The 18550-nt window shown below is 63.4% G+C and carries 18 protein-coding genes and 1 tRNA gene; 12 read left to right on the forward strand and 7 right to left on the reverse strand.

From position 1 onward, the window contains the following. Window positions 1-9 precede the first annotated feature (9 nt). The 4 genes from BMF89_RS20490 to BMF89_RS20505 all read right to left on the reverse strand — a co-directional run bounded on the left by BMF89_RS20490 (window position 10) and on the right by BMF89_RS20505 (window position 2990). Window positions 10-792: a metallophosphoesterase gene (locus tag BMF89_RS20490; protein WP_078108886.1), complete on the reverse strand. Its 783-nt coding sequence runs from the start codon at window positions 790-792 to the stop codon at window positions 10-12. After that, window positions 789-1106, reverse strand: coding sequence for a hypothetical protein (locus BMF89_RS20495; RefSeq protein ID WP_139359767.1), 318 nt, complete (start codon window positions 1104-1106; stop codon window positions 789-791). Before BMF89_RS20495 ends, BMF89_RS20490 begins: the two co-directional genes overlap by 4 nt. A gap of 541 nt (window positions 1107-1647) precedes the next feature. Next, window positions 1648-2778 carry a site-specific integrase gene (locus BMF89_RS20500; protein WP_078108888.1) on the reverse strand — a complete coding sequence of 377 codons (1131 nt, stop codon included), beginning with the start codon at window positions 2776-2778 and terminating at the stop codon, window positions 1648-1650. Between the two features lie 129 nt (window positions 2779-2907). After that, window positions 2908-2990: transfer RNA gene (locus BMF89_RS20505), tRNA-Leu, on the reverse strand. Window positions 2991-3267: 277 nt separating this feature from the next. On the opposite strand from BMF89_RS20505, the gene BMF89_RS20510 reads away from it, so the two are divergent. Continuing rightward, complete coding sequence (locus tag BMF89_RS20510; RefSeq protein WP_078108889.1) at window positions 3268-4572, forward strand: M20/M25/M40 family metallo-hydrolase; 1305 nt, start codon at window positions 3268-3270, stop codon at window positions 4570-4572. A gap of 10 nt (window positions 4573-4582) precedes the next feature. After that, window positions 4583-5743 (forward strand): acyl-CoA dehydrogenase family protein, encoded by a 1161-nt coding sequence (locus tag BMF89_RS20515; protein WP_078108890.1) that lies wholly within the window; start codon window positions 4583-4585, stop codon window positions 5741-5743. A 47-nt stretch (window positions 5744-5790) separates the two neighbouring features. Here BMF89_RS20515 and BMF89_RS20520 read toward each other — a convergent pair whose 3' ends face one another. Then, window positions 5791-6024: a DUF5703 family protein gene (locus BMF89_RS20520; RefSeq protein ID WP_078108891.1), complete on the reverse strand. Its 234-nt coding sequence runs from the start codon at window positions 6022-6024 to the stop codon at window positions 5791-5793. Between the two features lie 39 nt (window positions 6025-6063). On the opposite strand from BMF89_RS20520, the gene BMF89_RS20525 reads away from it, so the two are divergent. Then, window positions 6064-6336: a hypothetical protein gene (locus tag BMF89_RS20525; protein ID WP_078108892.1), complete on the forward strand. Its 273-nt coding sequence runs from the start codon at window positions 6064-6066 to the stop codon at window positions 6334-6336. 62 nt (window positions 6337-6398) lie between these two features. On the opposite strand, the gene BMF89_RS20530 is transcribed toward BMF89_RS20525, so the two are convergent. Then, complete coding sequence (locus tag BMF89_RS20530) at window positions 6399-7331, reverse strand: aldo/keto reductase (RefSeq protein WP_078108893.1); 933 nt, start codon at window positions 7329-7331, stop codon at window positions 6399-6401. Window positions 7332-7383: 52 nt separating this feature from the next. Between BMF89_RS20530 and BMF89_RS20535 the strand changes: the two genes are divergently transcribed. Both BMF89_RS20535 and mshC read left to right on the forward strand, forming a co-directional pair. Beyond that, window positions 7384-8217 carry an undecaprenyl-diphosphate phosphatase gene (locus BMF89_RS20535; RefSeq protein ID WP_078108894.1) on the forward strand — a complete coding sequence of 278 codons (834 nt, stop codon included), beginning with the start codon at window positions 7384-7386 and terminating at the stop codon, window positions 8215-8217. A 16-nt stretch (window positions 8218-8233) separates the two neighbouring features. Further along, window positions 8234-9517, forward strand: coding sequence for a cysteine--1-D-myo-inosityl 2-amino-2-deoxy-alpha-D-glucopyranoside ligase (mshC, locus tag BMF89_RS20540; protein WP_078108895.1), 1284 nt, complete (start codon window positions 8234-8236; stop codon window positions 9515-9517). Between the two features lie 140 nt (window positions 9518-9657). Here mshC and BMF89_RS20545 read toward each other — a convergent pair whose 3' ends face one another. After that, window positions 9658-10563, reverse strand: a complete 906-nt coding sequence (locus BMF89_RS20545; protein ID WP_078108896.1) for a PAC2 family protein — start codon at window positions 10561-10563, stop codon at window positions 9658-9660. Between the two features lie 119 nt (window positions 10564-10682). Here BMF89_RS20545 and BMF89_RS20550 point away from each other — a divergent pair, with 119 nt between their 5' ends. The 7 genes from BMF89_RS20550 (at window position 10683) to prcB (ending at window position 18550) form a co-directional block, all read left to right on the forward strand. After that, window positions 10683-11426, forward strand: coding sequence for an HAD family phosphatase (locus BMF89_RS20550; RefSeq protein WP_078108897.1), 744 nt, complete (start codon window positions 10683-10685; stop codon window positions 11424-11426). Continuing rightward, on the forward strand, window positions 11427-12596 hold the full coding sequence (locus BMF89_RS20555; protein ID WP_078108898.1) for a site-2 protease family protein: 1170 nt from the start codon (window positions 11427-11429) through the stop codon (window positions 12594-12596). A 112-nt stretch (window positions 12597-12708) separates the two neighbouring features. Continuing rightward, on the forward strand, window positions 12709-13752 hold the full coding sequence (locus BMF89_RS20560; RefSeq protein ID WP_078108899.1) for a tRNA (adenine-N1)-methyltransferase: 1044 nt from the start codon (window positions 12709-12711) through the stop codon (window positions 13750-13752). A gap of 101 nt (window positions 13753-13853) precedes the next feature. Next, window positions 13854-15668 carry a proteasome ATPase gene (gene arc, locus BMF89_RS20565; protein WP_078108900.1) on the forward strand — a complete coding sequence of 605 codons (1815 nt, stop codon included), beginning with the start codon at window positions 13854-13856 and terminating at the stop codon, window positions 15666-15668. A gap of 50 nt (window positions 15669-15718) precedes the next feature. After that, a complete protein-coding gene (gene dop, locus BMF89_RS20570) occupies window positions 15719-17335 on the forward strand; it encodes a depupylase/deamidase Dop (protein ID WP_078108940.1) in 1617 nt (538 codons plus the stop codon). Window positions 17336-17458: 123 nt separating this feature from the next. Continuing rightward, window positions 17459-17662 carry a ubiquitin-like protein Pup gene (locus BMF89_RS20575; protein ID WP_078108941.1) on the forward strand — a complete coding sequence of 68 codons (204 nt, stop codon included), beginning with the start codon at window positions 17459-17461 and terminating at the stop codon, window positions 17660-17662. A 78-nt stretch (window positions 17663-17740) separates the two neighbouring features. Then, the gene (prcB, locus tag BMF89_RS20580) at window positions 17741-18550 is read left to right on the forward strand and encodes a proteasome subunit beta (RefSeq protein ID WP_078108901.1); all 810 of its coding nucleotides are present in this window, start codon (window positions 17741-17743) and stop codon (window positions 18548-18550) included.

Below are 18550 nucleotides of genomic sequence, written 5' to 3' on the forward strand. Positions count from 1 at the left end.
AGATGCTGACTATATGCCGCGGATGAGAAGTGGCTCGATGCGCAGCGGTGGTTCGCCCGGGTACACGAGTACGCCGTTGCCCGCCTTGGACTGCTCACTGGCCAGCACATCGACACGTGTTACGCGCCCGTCGGGATGCTCTATTTCAGAAATGACCCGCTGATGCCAGTGCCCACAGAAGACGTGGCGCGGATAGAGCCGGTCCACCGTTTCGCGCAGAAGGATCCGGGTGCGGTCGGCTTGGGCGACGATCTCAGGGGACAGGTCCAGACCGGGCTTCATCGGCACACCTGCAGGGACATCGTGAGTGATGAGCACATCCAGATCACCGCCAGCGATCAGCCGCTCGGCCTGTGCGACGGTGGGCTCTTCATTGGCCCACCAATCCCTGCCCTCCCGGCGTCTGGCTTTGTCCACCGAAAACGCCCCGCCCAATCCACCCACCCGAAGACCGTCAATGACGGTCCGACCGCCCTTGGGCAGCACCTTGATATTGCTGCGCCAGGATATGAGGCCATCCTCCTGAACTTCGAGCAAATTTATCGAGGAGAGGTTGTCATGGTTTCCAGGGGAGACCAAAAGCGTCATTCCGCGTTCCAGTAGGAGCGCGTTCAGCCTTTTTTCGTACCGTCCGCGTTCCGCCCCTGGCCAATCGACCCCGAAGTCTCCGACATGAATGAGTGTGGTAACGCCCGCGTCCGCAGCGGCTCGGATTGCAGCTAGACCCATCCCCAGGTGGCGGTGCCAATCCCCGAAAACGGCGATGGGCAGCGAGCGGGTTTCCTCCGTCATGCTTCAGGCTTCAGCAGGGGTTCAATTCGCACGACCGGCGACGTCATTCTGACAGACGGTATGTGATCGTTGCGGATCTGCAGCCAGTAGCGGGCCGACGCGCCGACGGCGCAAGACTCGAGCATGAGCAGCTCTACGGTTTCTCCGTCGCGGCGCAACTGCGAAAAGCCAGCGTCCAGGAAATCGACGATCGGCGGCGTGGCAGCCATCTGCCGCTTCACGGTTCTGGCGGTCAGGTCGAGCTCGTACCGGCTCCCCGTAGCGGTGGTCACCAGATACCGACCCTTTTCATCGTTGCGGAGCTCCCGTCTCATGGGGCGAGTGTAGCCGTGGCCTCTGACCATTTTTCTGGTCTTCAGGGGCAGATGCTGATGGGGGTGCGGGTTAATACCGCGGTTCCAGGATGAAGCGGCTCCGGCCGGCGGGTCCGCTGCGGTAGTGGACCGAAGCAGACTCCACGTCTCTTTCTTTCGTCGACTCGGGGTGGATAGGTGGGTCGCCACGATGAACCAGAGACTTTTGCACGCAGGCCTTGTTGGCCCGGCTGCGGGTTACGTCGATGGGGTCGCCGGACCAAAGTGACCTCCAAAGTGACACTTCGGCGACATAGGCGCAAACAAAACCCCGCCTCTGCTAGCCGCTAGGCCAGTAAAGACTGGGTTTTTGTTGGTGCACCCCCCCCGGGACTCGAACCCGGAACCCATTGATACGAAGTGAAGTCGTGTCGCTCCTTTGACTGACGGACCGACAGTCGGGATTGGTGGCCCGCCAAATCCACGCTCAGAAGGGGGGGTGCGTTGGCCAGGATTTGCCCCGGACAGGCTCCACGCGAAGCCACGACGGGGACTGGCTTAGCTACTCGTTTGCTCCATACGCTCTCTCCATTGCAGCAGTCGTGTCGCGAAGTGCTTCCGGCATGAGGTGAGAGTAGCGATCCAAGGTGGTTGTGATGGATTCATGGCCCAAGTGGGCCTGCAGCTGGTAAATCCCGAGTCCAGCCTGCAGCAGCCAGGAAGCATTGGTATGCCGCAAGTCGTGTATGCGGACGCGCTTCTTTTTGAGCCCCTTGGCCTGCGCCTTGCTGATGGCCAGATCCCAAGCGTCCCACGCGCGATTGTGCGGCAGAGGTGTGCCCGCCGTGTTGACGAAAACGAAGGTGTCCCTCGAAGCGGCCTTGCGGAGCAGCGGCTGAAGGCTTTCGAACACGCTGTCGGTCAGCGCGATGGTTCTCTTCGACTTCTTCGTCTTTGGGGGTCCGATGACCGGTGCGTTGTCCTCGTCCCTCGTCCACGCACGGACCACCTTCACGATGTGCTGCCCGCTAGCGGTTGTCTGGAAGTCCCGTTCCTCCAAAGCTGTCGCTTCCGAGTACCGCATGCCGGTGTGGACCAGGAAAGTGAAGAACGACTCGTACGGCTCACAGAGCTCCGCTCGGATCCTTGTCCACTCGTCGCGGGTCAGGAAGGTAGCTGATTCCTCCGTCGCCAAACTCTTCGGCAAGGACATCCCCTCACAGGGGTTGTCTGAGCGGTGCTTCTCTCTGACCATGGTTTTGAACGACGCTGAAATCAGGCCGTGGACGTTCTTGATCGTCTTTGGCGCCAAGCCCTTGAGTTGCATGTCTTTCACCCACGCAACCACGTCTCTGTACTCGACTTTGGTGGCGTCCATCGTGCCGATTCCGTCAGCAATGTGGCAGCGAAGCATTCCGCGGTACCGTCGGATCGTATACCCACTGTGGGTAAGCAACGAGATGTGGTCCTCAATCATTCGGGACACTGTGTAGACACCCCGATAGTGAGCCCTGACGCTCTCAAGTGCGGAGTCGATGTTGTTGCCGTGCGCCTTGAGGACGGTGAGCAGCAACTTAGCGCTGTCCTTGGAGGGCATCTTCTGCGCCATGCGCTGTTTGGAGTCCGGATCGGTCCACCTCACGTAGTGGGTGACGGTTCCGTCCTTGCGTTTTCTATCTTCGATGTAAGCCACAAAAATCACTATGCGGGGCTCGAGCCGGCGGGTGTCGCTTTTCGGCACCCGCGTGGGCGAAACAGGAGTTCGCGTGGTCGAAAACAGAAAAAACCCCTAGAATCCTTGTATTCTAGGGGTTTTTCCTTGTGCGCGGAGGGGGACTTGAACCCCCACCCCCTTTCGAGGACTAGCACCTCAAGCTAGCGCGTCTGCCATTCCGCCACCCGCGCAGGTGGTGTTCGGAGCGTTCGTTCTGCGCCTCTCGGCGCTTCTCTTTCCTCCGAAGCAGCGAGAAAAACTCTAACACGGTTTCTGGGAAATAAAAAAACCGGAGCGCGAGACGGCGCCGTCAACGGCAATTGGGCCCTGCCAATCGGCGCCAAAACGCGGGAAAGCACGCGGCCAAACGGGCATGCGGTGGGTAGGCTGAGGGAAGCGCGCGGGGAGCGTCAGCACCATCTGCCTTCCCGCCGGAGTACGTCCATCCCAGCCAGCAAGGAGAGTTCCATGACTGATATCCGACCCGATGACGAAGTAGTCCGGATCTGCCAGGAACTCATCCGCATAGACACCTCGAACTTCGGCGACGATTCCGGTCCCGGGGAGCGCGCTGCAGCTGAATACACGGCGGCGTTGATTAATGAAGTGGGATTGGACGCGGAAATCTTCGAGTCGGCTCCAGGCCGGGCCAATGTGGTCACGCGCATGGCGGGCGAGGACCCCTCGGCCGGCGCCCTCGTGGTGCACGGCCACCTCGACGTCGTTCCGGCCCTCAAAGACCAGTGGACTGTTGACCCCTTCAGCGGCGAACTCAAGGACGGACTCATCTGGGGACGCGGCGCCGTGGACATGAAGGACATGGACGCCATGATCCTCTCGGTCATGCGTGACTTCGCCCGCACGGGACGCAAGCCCAAGCGCGACATCATCTTCGCGTTCTTCGCCGACGAGGAAGCCGGAGGCAACCACGGCGCGCGCTACGCCGTCGAGCACCGGAGGGAACTCTTCGACGGCGCCACGGAAGCGATCTCCGAAGTGGGTGGCTTCTCGGCCACCATCGGAGGCCAGCGCACTTACTTGCTCCAGACGGCGGAAAAGGGCCTTTCCTGGCTGCGCCTCGTGGCACACGGCAGGGCCGGGCACGGTTCGCAAATCAACACCGACAATGCGATCACCCGCCTGGCCGGGGCTGTCACCAGGATCGGCGAATACCGCTGGCCGATTGAGCTGACCCCCACCACCCGGCAGTTCCTCGAAGGCGTGACGGAACTGACCGGCGTCGAGTTCGATCCGGACAATCCCGAGACACTGCTCAAGGAACTCGGCACCGTAGCGAGCTTCGTCGGAGCTACCCTGCAAAACACCTCGAACCCCACCTTGTTGAGCTCCGGGTACAAGCACAACGTCATCCCTGAATCGGCGGAAGCGCTGGTGGACTGCCGCACGCTGCCCGGCCAGCAGGAGTTGGTCTTCGAAACCGTCAAAAAACTCGCTGGGGACGGGGTGGAGGTCAGCTACGTCAATAAGGACGTGTCCCTGGAAGTGCCGTTTGCAGGCAACCTGGTGGACGCCATGATCGACGCCCTGCATACGGAAGACCCCGGCGCCAAGGTCTTGCCTTACACCTTGTCCGGCGGCACCGACAACAAGTCGCTCAGCAAGATCGGCATCACAGGCTACGGATTCGCCCCGCTGATGCTTCCGGAAGAGCTCGACTTCACGGGCATGTTCCACGGGGTCGACGAACGGGTTCCGGCCGATTCGCTCAAGTTCGGATCCAGGGTGCTCAACACCCTGCTCAGTAACTACTAGGGAGAACCCCTTGATTCCCGAGGAGATCCTGCCGGACGAGCTGCTCGAGCGCATCCGGGCGCGGGCCGCAGGCTATGACCGGAACAACGTGTTCTTCCACGAGGACCTTGAGGAGCTCGCCGCGGCGGGATACCTGAAGATCTTCGTTCCGGAGTCCGACGGCGGACTGGGGCTCGGGCTCGAAGCCGCGGCAGGGCTTCAGCGCCGGCTTGCCACGGCTGCTCCGGCCACGGCATTGGCCGTCAACATGCACCTGGTCTGGACCGGCGTCGCGCACGTCCTGGCGGCCCGTGGCGACAGCTCCCTTGACTTTGTGCTGAAGGAGGCAGGACAGGGCGAGGTCTTTGCGTTCGGGATATCCGAACCGGGGAACGACTCCATGCTCTTTGATTCAGGCACGACGGCGGAACCGCAGCCGGATGGCGGGTACAGCTTCACCGGGCGGAAGATCTTCACGAGCCTGTCGCCGGTGTGGACCCGCCTCGGCATCTTCGGCAAGGACAGCGGCGCACGGGAGGGGAGCGGTGAGCTGGTATTCGGCTTCCTCCACCGGGACGCGCCAGGCCACGAGACACTGGATGACTGGGACACCCTGGGCATGCGGGCGAGCCAATCGAACACCACGCTTCTCCACGGTGCCGTGGTGCGGCCGGAGCGGATCTTCCGGAAACTGCCTGTGGGACCCAATCAGGATCCGTTGATCTTCGCGATCTTCGCGTGCTTCGAAACACTACTTGCCGCGGTCTATACGGGCATTGCGGAGCGGGCATTCACCCTGGCGGTCGAAGCCGTCACGCGCCGGACCTCGGCCAAGTACGGCGGCCGAAGCTTCTCGCAGGACCCGGACATCCGCTGGAAGATCGCCGACGCCGCCATGGCCATGGATTCCATCCAGCCCCAGTTGGCGTCGGTGGCCCGTGACGTGGATGCCGTGGTTGATCACGGGGCGCAGTGGTTTCCAAAGTTCGTGGGCCTCAAGGTGCGGGCCACGGAGAACGCCCGGAGCATGGTTGATGTGGCCATCCGGGTTGCCGGAGGCTCAAGCTACTTCCGCGGCTCGGAACTCGAACGGCTGTATCGCGATGTGCTGGCCGGGATCTTCCATCCGTCCAACGATGAATCAGCGCACGCCACGGTAGCCAACGCGTGGCTGGGCCCGCTCGAAAGCTGAAACGCTCGGAAGCTGGAGCGGGGGACCCTGGAATAACGGCCGTGCTGTTATACGGTGCGCTGCACGTTGAGTACCTTGCGGCGCAGCCAGAACCGGCGACCGCCGCCGATATAGAGGATGCTCCGCTCCAGTTCCCACTTGCCGTATTCGGAGTGCTCCACGAGCCGACGTCGCGCCTCGGGCAAGGAATCGTCAGGGCTGACGGTCAGCACGAGATACTCGTACTGCCTTGCGTAGTCCCGCTGACGCTCCACTGAACTGCTCAGAAATTGTTCTCTCATCCCTCTCCATTTTCGTCTTTTTCGGGCTAACGTGAAGTCATGAGCATCGATCCGCGTGTCGCGCTTCAGTCATTGACAGCCGCCTTGGAAGAGCACCTGATTGCCGCTTCCGCCCGCCGGGGCGAAGGAGATCCCACCGTGGAGGCAGCGTTTTTTGCCGTCGCAGATGCCTTTGAGGTATATGAGGACTCACTATACGAGGCCTACTCGGAAGTCACACCACTTCAGGTGTTCGACGACGATGAAGAGGATGACGACGAGGAGAATAATGAACTCCTCGATGAAGACGAGCTGGAGATCCTTGATCAGTGATGCAGGCCCAGTAATGCAGGCCAGCAATGGGGGGGGCCGGCAGCGCCGGAGTAACAGCTAGGTCAGGCCGCTGAAACGTCCTCCAGTGCCCGGGAAATCTCAGCGGGAAGGGGCGCCAGCTGTGCGTCGAGCAGTTCCTTGAGCTGGACCGCATTGCGTGCTCCGACCACGGCCGTGGATACGCCTGGGCGGGAGAGCAACCAGCTCAGCGAGACGTCGACGGCGGACCGTCCCAGGCCACGAGCGGCCATGGCCACCGCTTCGACGATCCGTGCCCCCCGGGCGTCGAGGTACTTTTCGACGTAGCCGCTGAGACGGCCTTCAGCCGCACGTGATTCAGACGGAATCTGCCCACGGTACTTGCCGCTGAGCACCCCGCGGCCGAGGGGGCCCCACGCCATGAGTCCGAGTCCTGCGTCTTCGACGGCGGGCACCAGCTCGTCTTCGGGCTTCCTGTGCAGGAGCGAGTATTCGGATTGGTTGGCCACCACGGTGAACCCTGCGACAGCCGCGGCCTTGGCGGTCTGCCAGCCGTTGTAGTTGGAGATGCCGACGTACCGTGCGCGTCCCGACCGCAGCGCGAGGTCAAGGGCGGAGAGCGTTTCGTCCAGCGGGACGTTGCCGTCCCAGGCCTGCGCGAACCAAATATCGACGTAGTCAGTCCGCAAACGCGCAAGGCTCGCGTCGAGGGCGGACAGCATGGATCCGCGGGAGGCGTCCACGCTGCGCCGGCTGTCCGACGTCGAGATCCCCGCTTTCGTGGAGAGGACAACCTCCGATCGCGACACGACGTCCCCCAGCATGGAGCCCAGGAGTGCTTCGGCTTGTCCGCCTGCGTAGGAGGCCGCGGTATCGATCATGGTGCCGCCCGCGGCGATGAACGTATGGAGCAACTCCCGTGCATCCTGCTCGTCCGTTTCTTCCGCCCAGGACATGGTGCCCAGGGAAAGGGTGGACACCCGAAACCCGCTGTTGCCGACGTAACGCTGCTGCATAGCTGATAGCTTACGGGGAGTTCGCCTAGATCATGACGTAGGGTCTATTCACGTGAACTGGATAGAAGCAGCCTTCCTTGGCCTCGTGCAGGGCCTGACAGAATTCCTACCGATTTCTTCAAGCGCGCACCTGCGAATTGTCGGCTCGTTCCTGCCCAATGCGGCGGATCCCGGGGCTGCTTTCACGGCCATCACGCAACTGGGCACCGAGACAGCCGTCATCGTCTTCTTTTGGCGCGACATCGTCAGGATTGTCCGTGCCTGGTTCGGATCGCTGCGCGGCAAGGTCTCCAGGGATGATCCCGACGCGCGGATGGGGTGGCTGGTGATCCTCGGCAGCCTTCCGATCATCGTTCTCGGCCTGCTGTTCCAGGACCAGATCGAATCCGTCCTGCGTAGCTTGTGGATCGTGGCCACCATGCTGATCGTCTTCGGCATGATCCTTGCGGTAGCCGACGCCGTGGGCCGGCAGGAACGCGAGCTGAGCCAATTGACCTTCAAGCACGGCATCCTTTACGGCTTGGCTCAGGCCATGGCGCTCATCCCGGGCGTCTCCCGCTCCGGGGGAACCATCACCGCCGGCCTGTTGATGGGGTACACCCGGGAGGCGGCTGCACGCTATTCGTTCCTGCTGGCCATACCCGCGGTCTTCGGCAGCGGCCTCTACCAGCTATACAAGGTGGTGTCGAAGGAAGGAATCACCGGGCCTTTCGGCTTGCCGGAAACAGCCTTGGCCACGGTCATCGCCTTTGTTGTGGGCTTCATCATCATCGGCTGGTTCCTCAAATTCATCTCCACCCACAGCTACCGCGTCTTCGTGTGGTACCGCATTCTCCTGGGACTCGCCCTCTATGTACTGCTCGGTTTCAATGTCATCAGCGCCTAGCACTATGGTTGAGGCTGTGAAATCGTGGATCTCCCGCCCTGTGCCTGAACTACCCGGCAGCATGCCCCCTTTGAGGCTGTTCGATACCGCCCTCAGGGCCGTGGTGGAGGTCGAGCCACGCGCGGAGCAATCCATGTACGTGTGCGGCATCACCCCCTACGACGCCACCCACATGGGACACGCGGCCAGCTATGTCGCCTTCGACCTGCTCAACCGGGCATGGCGGGACAGCGGCCAGCGGGTCGCGTACGTCCAGAACGTCACCGACGTCGACGACCCCCTGCTTGAGCGCGCCACCGCCACCGGCGTCGATTGGCGCGAGCTGGCGGCGAGCCAGATCGAGCTTTTCCACACCGACATGGACGCCCTCAACGTGCTGGCCCCGAACCATTACATCGGCGCCGTCGAGGCGATCCCGATGATTGTCCCGGCCATTGAGAAACTGATCGCGGACAAACTCGCCTACCGCGTGCACGGTACCGGCGGCGAGCCCGACGGCGACGTGTATTACGACGTCGAGGCAGCCGGCAAAGCGTCGGATAGCCCGGACGCGTGGACGCTCGGGGACATCTCCGGGCTCGGTGAAGTGGAAATGCTGGAGCTTTTCGCCGAACGCGGCGGCGATCCGGGCCGTTCCGGGAAGCGGAATCCCCTTGATCCTTTGCTGTGGCGCGTTGCCCGCGACGGCGAGCCGCACTGGCCCGGCGCAAGCCTCGGTGACGGACGTCCGGGCTGGCACATTGAATGCACCGTCATCGCCCAGAAGTACCTGCCGGCTCCCTTCACCGTGCAGGGCGGAGGATCGGACCTCGTCTTCCCGCACCACGAGATGGGTGCCGGACACGCGTATTCGCTCAGCGGCGTTCCCTTGGCGCACCACTATGCCCACGCCGGAATGGTGGGCCTCGACGGCGAAAAGATGAGCAAGTCCAAGGGCAACCTGGTCCTCGTGTCCAAGCTTCGCGCCGCAGGCGAAGAACCTGCCGCAATCCGTTTGGCGATCCTGGCCCACCACTACCGCTCGGATTGGTCCTGGACCGATGAAGGCTTCGCAGAAGCCAAGGAACGGCTCAACACGTGGCGGGCGGCCCGGGACATCGCTCCCGAGGGGACGGCGGCGCAACTGCTCACTCGGATGCGTGCCGAACTCGCCAACGACCTCAACGCTCCCGGCGCGGTTGCTGCCGTCGATGCCTGGGCCGCTGCGGCCCTCAGCAACCCGTCGAACGCGAATCCGGGCGCCTTCGATTCCGCACTCGTGAGCGACGCGATCAACGGATTGCTTGGCGTCGAGCTCTAGTATCCAAACAACGCGGGTATCCAAACAACGCGGGTATCCAAACAACGCGGGGTCACTTACGGCCCATAATGTCGCCTTGGACGGGCCGTAAGTGACCCCGCGTTGGCTTAGATGCGCACCGCACCCCCGGAGACAGCCCGTCAGGGCTTGTCCTTGCCCCTGCGCTTCAGGTAGCGCTCGAATTCGCGCGCGATGGATTCGCCACTGGCCTCCGGGAGGTCGGCCGTGTCCTTGGCCTCTTCGAGCTGCCGCACATAGGCGGCGATTTCCGGGTCTTCCGTGGCAAGTTCGTCCACGCCGCGCTCCCACGCCTCGGATTCCTCGTTGAGGGCATGGGTGTCCAAGGGCACCTGGAGCAGATCCTCGATCCGGTTCAAGATGGCCAGTTGCGCTTTGGGGGACGGTGGCTGGGCGACATAGTGCGGCACGGCTGCCCACAATGACACCGTGGGCAACCCCGCAAGCAGCGCGAACTCCGCCAGCACACCCACAATGCCTACCGGCCCCTCGTACTGCGACGCCTCCAGGTTCAAGCGCTGCCGCAGTCCGCTGTCGTCCGAGGTAGTGCTGACGGGGATCGGCCGGCTGTGCGGCACGTCGGCCAGAAGCGCGCCGATCAGCACCACGTAGTCAACCTTGAGCGTCTCGGCGTGGACCAGAAGCTCGGCCGTGTAGGCGCGCCAGCGATAGGACGGCTCGGTGCCGAGCACGAACACCACGTCGACGTTGCTGTCCGGGACGCTCGCCTTGTAAAGGCGCGTGGAAGGCCATTTCACTTTGCGGGTTCCGGCGGCCGTGCGTCGAACGGTCGGCCTGGTGAACTGGAAGTCGTAGTAGTCGTCGGCATCAACGGATGCCACTTTCTTTCCTTGCCACAACTTGTTCAAGTAGTGGAGGGAATCGCTGGCCGCCTCGCCGGCGTCGTTCCAACCTTCGAAAGCCGCGAGCATCACGGTGATGCGCTGGCCTTCGGCTACAGGCTGGAGAAGGCGCTCAGGCTCGGGTGTTGTGGCCTGTCCGTCAGGGGCTCCGTCCAAACTGTTCATTCACTCACCCTACGTCCAACACCGCCACCCACGCATGGCGTGAAGTGACCGGCGTGGCCACACTTCGCCCCCGGCGTAGAACGGCAATTGCCTTCCGTCCTTCCACGTAGACTTTAGGCATGCTTGCTTCAGCCACCCAGCCCTTTGTAAAAGCCGAGCTCAAAGCCGCACTATGGGACATGGATGGCACCTTGGTGGACACCGAGCCATACTGGATTGCCGCGGAACGCGCCCTCGTGGAGTCCCATGGTGGCGCCTGGAGCCATGAACAAGCCATGCAGCTCGTAGGGCAGTCGCTGATGCATTCGGCCGGCATCCTCCAAATGGCTGGGGTGAACCTGGAAAAGCGCGAGATCGTCGACTCCTTGAGCGCCCGGGTCATCGACCGTCTCCGCGTCGAGGTGCCGTGGCGGCCCGGCGCCAAGGAATTGCTTGACGAGCTGTATCAATCAGGCGTCCGCTGCGCACTCGTGACCATGTCGGAAGGCCCCATGGCGCGGGAGGTCGTGGCCAACCTCTCCAAGCCCTACTTCGAGTTCCTCATCACGGGAGACACCGTGAGCCAAGGAAAACCCCACCCGGAGGCTTACCTTGCCGCCGTCGAGCGTCTCCAGGACACAGACCCCGGGCTGACCGCAGACCATTGCGTCGCACTCGAGGACTCGGTCCCGGGAGTTGCGTCCGCGGTTGCCTCAGGCGTGGTGACGGTGGGGATCCCGCACCAGATGCCGCTGCCGGAGGACCCCCGCCGGGCAACCTGGGACACCCTTCAGGGCAGGAAGGTCGCCGATCTTGAAGCGCTTGTTGCCGCCAGGGCCTCCGCGAATGCGCCGGCCGGGACTCTCCTTGGACGGGCGAACTAAGTGAGCACTCCCCGGAATGGTGGCCATAGCACGCGTCGCGGCAGTAAAGACGGGATTCCCCTCGGCCGGATAGCGGGAATCCCCGTATACCTCGCTTACTCCTGGTTCATCATCGCGGCGTTCACGGTGATCGTCTACGGTCCAGCTCTGCTCATCCGGGAGCACTCGCTTGGGATCGCCGCGTACTTCGTTGCCTTCGCCTACGCGGTGCTCCTTGCCCTTTCCGTACTGGTCCACGAGCTCGCCCATGCCCTGAGTGCCAAGGCGTTCAACTGGCCCACGGAGAAGATCGTGCTGAATCTCTGGGGCGGCCACACACAGTTCGAGAGCTTCATTGCGTCCCCCGGCCGCTCAGTGGTGGTTGCCTTGGCAGGACCCGCAGCCAACTTTGTCCTCGCGGGCGGGGCCTGGCTGGTGCTTCAGACCGGTATCTTCACCGGTGCGGGGGACACCCTGACAAATATCTTCATGTGGGCCAATTTCCTCATCGGCATCTTCAATGTCCTCCCGGGCCTGCCCTTGGACGGGGGCCGCTTGGTGGAGTCCGCGGTATGGAAAGCCACAGGCAGCCAGGAAAAGGGGACAGTGGCTGCGGGCTGGGCGGGACGGATCATCGTGATCGTCCTGGTGGTGTGGATCGTCGTACTGCCTGTGCTGAGCGGAAATACCCCGGATCTCAGCTACATGCTCGTCACCCTCCTGGTCTGCAGCTTCCTGTGGATGGGAGCCTCGGGCGCCATTCAGCAAGCCACGCTCCGCGGCCGCCTTCCCTTGGTGAGCGCCGCGGCCTTGGCCGAACCCGCCGTCGGGATTCCGAACTCGGCCACCGTCGCCGACGTCCTGCGGGTGGCACCTTACGGCACTCCCGCCGTCGTGATCTGCGGACCCGACGGCCGGCCACAGGGCCTTGTCGATCCGCATGCCACCGCAGCCGTGCCGCCCTCCCAGGTTTACACAACGTTGGTGACGGCGGTTTCGACCCCGCTCGCCGAGGGCGCCTACGTCCCGTGGAGTTCCAGCGGCCAGGAACTGATCCAGTATCTGGCGCAGCTCAGCGGCACTGAATACGCCGTCGTAGACGAAGTCGGTACGGTCATGGGCCTGCTGCGGCAGCAGGCCGTAGTGACAGCCATTACAGGTAAAGTAGCCCGACGGAGCGGACGCCCGTAGGACCTTCCCGGTAGAGTTACCTGCCGGCCGTGAATTAACCCGGCCGCGCATCACTAAGCAGTAACTGTGGCAACAAAAGACGGCCCAGCCGTACAGGAGCGAGGAAATCCCCATGAGCAGCGAAACCGCCGCCAACTTCACGGCCGCCGACACCGCCATCCAGCCGACGGGTGCGGCACGGCGCCGAGGGCCGTTCCGCGTGGGCGAGCGGGTTCAACTCACGGACGAGCGCGGCCGGATGAACACCATCACCTTGGAGGAAGGCGGGGCCTTCCACACGCACCGCGGCTTCCTCAACCATGACGAAATCATCGGCCAGGTTGATGGCTCCGTAGTCGCCAACAACATCGGCCAGCAGTACCAGACGCTCCGGCCGCTGCTCTCGGACTTCGTGTTGTCCATGCCCCGCGGTGCAGCAGTGGTCTACCCCAAGGATGCCGGGCAGATCGTCACGATGGCCGATATCTTCCCGGGTGCACGGGTTGTGGAAGCCGGCGTTGGTTCGGGCGCCCTTTCGATCTCCCTGCTCCGCGCAGTGGGGGACAACGGTTACCTGCACTCTTTCGAACGTCGCGAAGAGTTCGCGGACATCGCCCGCGGCAACGTGGAAACAATTTTCGGCGGTCCGCACCCCGCCTGGAAGATCTCGCTGGGCGACTTCCAGGAGGAAGTGGTCCGCAGTGAAGAGCCCGGATCCGTGGACCGCGTGGTGCTGGACATGCTCGCTCCTTGGGAATGCCTCGACGCCGTAGCTACCGTCCTGGCCCCCGGCGGCGTGTGGATCAACTATGTGGCCACGGTGACCCAGCTTTCCCGCACTGCCGAAGCCATCCGCGCCGACGGCCGGTTCACGGAACCGGACGCCTGGGAGTCCATGGTCCGTGGCTGGCACCTTGAGGGCCTCGCTGTCCGCCCCGACCACCGCATGGTGGCCCACACCGGCTTCCTTTTGGTGACCCGCCGGCTCGCCGACGGCGTGACCGGAATCTCCGTCAAACGGCGTCCGTCCAAGACCGAGTTCAGCGAAGAGGACTTGAACGCGTGGACACCGGGCGCCGTAGGGGAGCGCGCGGTTTCCGACAAGAAACTGCGTCGGGCGGCACGCGATGCGATTGCCGGCACCCACGTCAAGGACGACCCCACGCCTGCTCCCTGAGGAAACATCACAAACTGGTCCGCATTCCGGATGTCACAGGTTTCCCGACGCTTTTGAGGGCTAAGGTCTATTTATAGAAAGCGGGAAGGAGCTGATGCTTCGTGGATACGTCGAACAATGACTTCGGGCGAACAACGCCGGAGGAGCCAGCAAACAAGGCTGTGACTGAGGGAAAAGCGGGACACGGGGGTGGAGCAATCCAGCCGGTGGACGACTCTGCGGAACTCACCGTCGCGGAACGCCAGATCAACATCCTTCGAGACAAGCTGCGCCACATCGACCGTCAGCTTGCCGCCGCCACGCAGAACAACACCAAGCTTGTGACCATGCTGGAAACGGCGAAGGCCGAAATCCTGCGGCTCAAAGGAGCCCTCGAGCAGGACGGTCAACCGCCGTACAGCTTCGGGACGATCCTGCAGATCAATCCGAGGCGCCAGCCAACGGCAGGCAGCACGGGCCAGGCGGCCACTGAGGAGTCGGTGGACATCTTCAACGCCGGCCGCAAGATGCGCGTGGGCGTCAGCCCGCTCGTGAACATCAACCAGCTGGCCGTCGGACAGGAAGTCCTCCTCAATGAGGCCCTGCTCGTGGTGACCGGACTGGGCTACGAACGGGCAGGCGAACTGGTCACGCTCAAGGAGATGCTCGGCACGGACCGCGCCTTGGTAGTGGGCAGGGCCGATGAAGAGCGCGTGGTGAGGCTCTCGGGTGCCTTGCAGAAAGTGCACCTGCGGGTCGGTGACGCCCTGTCCCTCGATTCCCGCACCGGCTACGCCTTGGAGAAGGTTCCCCGGGCAGAAGTCGAAAACCTCGTCCTCGAGGAAGTCCCGGATATCACCTACGAGGACATCGGCGGCCTGGGCCCGCAAATCGAACAGATCCGCGACGCGGTGGAACTCCCGTTCCTGCACCCGGACCTGTACCGCGAACACGGGCTCAAGGCACCCAAGGGCATCCTCCTGTACGGGCCTCCGGGCTGCGGCAAGACGCTGATCGCCAAAGCCGTTGCCAACTCGCTGGCCGCCCGCGCCTCCGAACGCGCCGGCAACGTGGACCTGAAGAGCTACTTCCTGAACATCAAGGGACCTGAACTCCTTGACAAGTACGTTGGCGAAACAGAGCGGCACATCCGCCTGATCTTCGCCCGCGCCCGGGAGAAGGCTTCGGATGGCAGCCCCGTGGTGGTGTTCTTCGACGAGATGGACTCGCTGTTCCGCACCCGCGGCACCGGTGTCTCTTCCGACGTCGAAACAACCATCGTTCCGCAGCTCCTGAGCGAGATCGACGGCGTCGAACGGCTGGACAACGTGATCGTGATCGGCGCTTCGAACCGCGAAGACATGATCGACCCGGCTATTCTGCGGCCCGGCCGCCTGGATGTGAAGGTCAAGATCCAACGGCCGGACGCCGAAGCGGCCGCCGATATTTTCGCCAAGTACATCACCACCGACCTTCCTTTCCACGCGACGGATCTGGCAGAGCATGGCGGCGACGTCCAGGCCACGGTCGACGCCATCATCCAACGCACCGTTGAAGCGATGTATTCGACGGAGAAATCCAACGAGTACCTCGAAGTCACGTACGCCAACGGCGATACCGAGATGCTCTACTTCAAGGACTTCAACTCCGGTGCCGTGGTCCAGAACGTTGTGGACCGGGCCAAGAAGTACGCCATCAAGGACCTCCTGCTGACCCAGCAGAAAGGCCTGCGGATCGACCACTTCCTGCGCGCCGTCGTCGACGAATTCCGCGAGCACGAGGACATGCCCAACACCACCAACCCGGATGACTGGGCACGCATCTCAGGCAAGAAGGGCGAACGCATCACCTACATCCGCACCATCGTCCAGGGCAAGGCCGGCCAGGAGCCCGGGAAGTCGATCGAAACGACTCCCAACACCGGCCAGTACCTGTGACGGCCCGGCCGGAAGGCCTGCCCTCGGACAGGCTTCCCGTCGGCGGGGCCATGCGGGTCATGGGATCGGAAACCGAATACGGCATCCATTCGCCCTCCGCGCCTGGGGCGAACGCCACGATGATGTCCGCGCGGATCATCCAGGCCTACGCCAACCTGACGCGGCAGCGGGCGGCCGGGGGCGCGGAGACCCGTTGGGACTATACGGACGAAGAACCCCTGCATGACGCGCGCGGTTGGACACTCGAGCGGAGTGCCGCCGATCCCAGCCAGCTGACTGACAGGCCCCCGGTGCTCGACGCCGAGGCCGTCGCGCTGGCGTACGGACGCCAGGAACTGGAAGCCGACGGCGGCGACGAGTCCGGATCGCTGCTCATGAACATGGTGCTCGGCAATGGGGCCCGACTGTACGTGGACCATGCCCATCCTGAATATTCCAGTCCCGAGGTCACGAATCCCCGTGACGCCGTGGCCTGGGACGCGGCCGGCGACCTCGTCGCCTTGGCCACCGTTCGGAAGGTGGCCGCCGATCCCGACCTGCCGCCCATCAACCTGTACAAGAACAACACCGACAACAAATCGGTGTCCTATGGGTCCCACGAGAACTACCTCATGCCGCGCTCGGTGCCTTTCGGGGACATCGTCCGGGGCCTGACGCCGTTCTTTGTCACCCGCCAGGTCATCTGCGGAGCCGGTCGACTCGGCAAGGGCCAGGACGGTTCAACTGCCGGATTCCAGATCAGCCAGCGGGCGGACTTCTTCGAAGCCGAGGTGGGACTGGAAACCACCATCAGGCGTCCGATCATCAATACCCGGGATGAACCGCACGCCACCGCGGACAAGTACCGGCGCCTGCATGTCATCATCGGCGACGCCAACCTGAGCCAAGTGTCGAACTACTTGAAGTTCGGCACCACGGCTTTGGTCCTGAGCCTTATCGAAGCCGGCCAGGCTCCGAAGATCGAAGTACATGAGCCCGTGGCGGGCCTGCAGGCCATCAGCCATGACACCTCCCTGACCGCCACCGTCAGGCTTCTTGACGGACGGCGGGTCACCGCGCTTGATATCCAGTGGATGTACTACGAGGCAGCGGCCAAACTTGGCCAGGAGACCGGGGTTTCCGATTCCTTCAGTGGAGACGGCCATACCCGTGACGTCCTGGAGCGGTGGGAGTCGACGCTGGGGCTCTTGGGGAGCAACCCCGCGAGTGCCGCGTCTTCCGTCGAATGGCTGGCCAAGATGTCCCTGCTCGATGGCTACCGGAACCGTGACGGCTTGGAATGGAACGACGCCCGCCTGGGGCTTGTCGATTTGCAATGGTCCGACGTGAGGCCGGAGAAAGGCCTGTATTACAGGATGCTTTCCCGCGACCGCATGGAGACGATCGTCGACGACGCCACGATCAGCCGCGCCGTCGTCGAACCGCCATCGGACACCCGGGCGTATTTCCGCGGGAAGTGTGTTTCCAGCTTCGGCAAGGACGTGGTCGGCGCCAGCTGGGATTCAGTCATCTTCGACGTTCCCGGCATCGGGAAACTGCAGCGGGTACCCACCAGGGAACCCCTCCGCGGCACCGAAGCACTCACGGGTCAGTTGTTTCGGAAGCATGCCACAGCCGGTGCATTCCTCCGTGAATTGCTCGGCCTGGACCCGGCCCCGCCCGCCTGAACGGGCGGCTGAGGAACGGCCGCCAAACGGGCCCGACAAAACCGCAGCGTCACGGCCCGCCCCGTGGCAGTATGGCATTACAGGAAGTCCCCGTTGCCGGGGATGGACAGAATGGAGAAGGAAATGGCAGCTCAGGAGCAGCAGCAACCGCAGTCGCGGGACGTCGAGACAGAGGCCGACGCCCCCGAGGCACCGCCCGCAGCGCCAGAGGCACAGGCCTCGGTCGCCACGCAGGGCGTTGACGATCTCCTCGACGAAATCGACGGTGTACTTGAGTCGAACGCCGAGGAATTCGTGCGGGCATTTGTGCAAAAGGGCGGTCAATAGCCAGCCGCCAGCCAAGCCAAGGGCCCGGCCGGCGCGAGGCCGCCGGGCATCGGATGTCAGAGTCGAAGGAGCGCAGCAATGCAGGATCCATCAGCCGGCCACCTGGCCACCCAAGCAACGTCTTCGTTCATAGAGCATCTGCAACGCTCCAGGCCTGAACTCCTTCCCTTCAACCAAGCGCTGCCTGCGGGACAAATTCCGCCGGTGCCCCATGCCACGACAATCGTCGCCCTGAGTTACCCAGGCGGCGTCCTGATGGCGGGGGACAGGCGTGCCACCATGGGCAACGTGATCGCCAGCAGGCACATCGAGAAGGTCTTCCCGGCCGACGAATATTCCGTCCTGGGAATTGCCGGGACAGCAGGCCTGGCTATCGACATCACACGGTTGTTCCAGGTTGAACTGGAACACTACGAAAAGATCGAGGGCACACTGCTGAGTCTGGACGGCAAAGCCAACCGGCTTGGAGCCATGATCCGTGGAAACCTGCCGATGGCGATGCAGGGCCTTGCGGTGATCCCGCTCTTCGCTGGGTTCGACCAGTCGGCCGGCGTGGGACGGCTTTTCTCGTACGACGTCACCGGCGGACGATACGAGGAATTGGAGCACCATTCGGTCGGATCCGGTTCCGTCTTCGCGCGTGGCGCCTTGAAGAAGCTGTGGCGGCCGAACCTCACTGAGGACGAGGCTGTCGCCGTCGCCGTCGAAGCACTCTACGACGCAGCCGACGACGACTCCGCCACCGGCGGTCCGGACCCCGTCCGGCAGCTCTGGCCGGTGGTGTATACCGTCAACCGCGCCGGCGCCCGCCGCGTGCCGGAACGGGAATTGGCGGCGATCGCAGGATCCATTGTTGAATCGCGCGCAGTTGCCGGACGGGAGGCCTGA

This window comes from Arthrobacter sp. SRS-W-1-2016, from assembly GCF_002009585.1.
GTDB classification, from domain to species: Bacteria; Actinomycetota; Actinomycetes; order Actinomycetales; family Micrococcaceae; genus Arthrobacter; species Arthrobacter bambusae_A.

Excerpts from the sequence above, each read along its gene's own strand:
- dop (WP_078108940.1), top strand. The coding sequence starts at position 15,719 with ATGCGGGTCATGGGATCGGAAACCGAATACGGCATCCATTCGCCCTCC.
- BMF89_RS20520 (WP_078108891.1), bottom strand. The coding sequence starts at position 6,024 with ATGAGAGAACAATTTCTGAGCAGTTCAGTGGAGCGTCAGCGGGACTAC.
- prcB (WP_078108901.1), top strand. The coding sequence starts at position 17,741 with ATGCAGGATCCATCAGCCGGCCACCTGGCCACCCAAGCAACGTCTTCG.
- BMF89_RS20545 (WP_078108896.1), bottom strand. The coding sequence starts at position 10,563 with ATGAACAGTTTGGACGGAGCCCCTGACGGACAGGCCACAACACCCGAG.
- BMF89_RS20560 (WP_078108899.1), top strand. The coding sequence starts at position 12,709 with ATGAGCAGCGAAACCGCCGCCAACTTCACGGCCGCCGACACCGCCATC.
- BMF89_RS20550 (WP_078108897.1), top strand. The coding sequence starts at position 10,683 with ATGCTTGCTTCAGCCACCCAGCCCTTTGTAAAAGCCGAGCTCAAAGCC.
- BMF89_RS20530 (WP_078108893.1), bottom strand. The coding sequence starts at position 7,331 with ATGCAGCAGCGTTACGTCGGCAACAGCGGGTTTCGGGTGTCCACCCTT.
- BMF89_RS20490 (WP_078108886.1), bottom strand. The coding sequence starts at position 792 with ATGACGGAGGAAACCCGCTCGCTGCCCATCGCCGTTTTCGGGGATTGG.
- BMF89_RS20510 (WP_078108889.1), top strand. The coding sequence starts at position 3,268 with ATGACTGATATCCGACCCGATGACGAAGTAGTCCGGATCTGCCAGGAA.
- BMF89_RS20575 (WP_078108941.1), top strand. The coding sequence starts at position 17,459 with ATGGCAGCTCAGGAGCAGCAGCAACCGCAGTCGCGGGACGTCGAGACA.
- BMF89_RS20495 (WP_139359767.1), bottom strand. The coding sequence starts at position 1,106 with ATGAGACGGGAGCTCCGCAACGATGAAAAGGGTCGGTATCTGGTGACC.
- BMF89_RS20525 (WP_078108892.1), top strand. The coding sequence starts at position 6,064 with ATGAGCATCGATCCGCGTGTCGCGCTTCAGTCATTGACAGCCGCCTTG.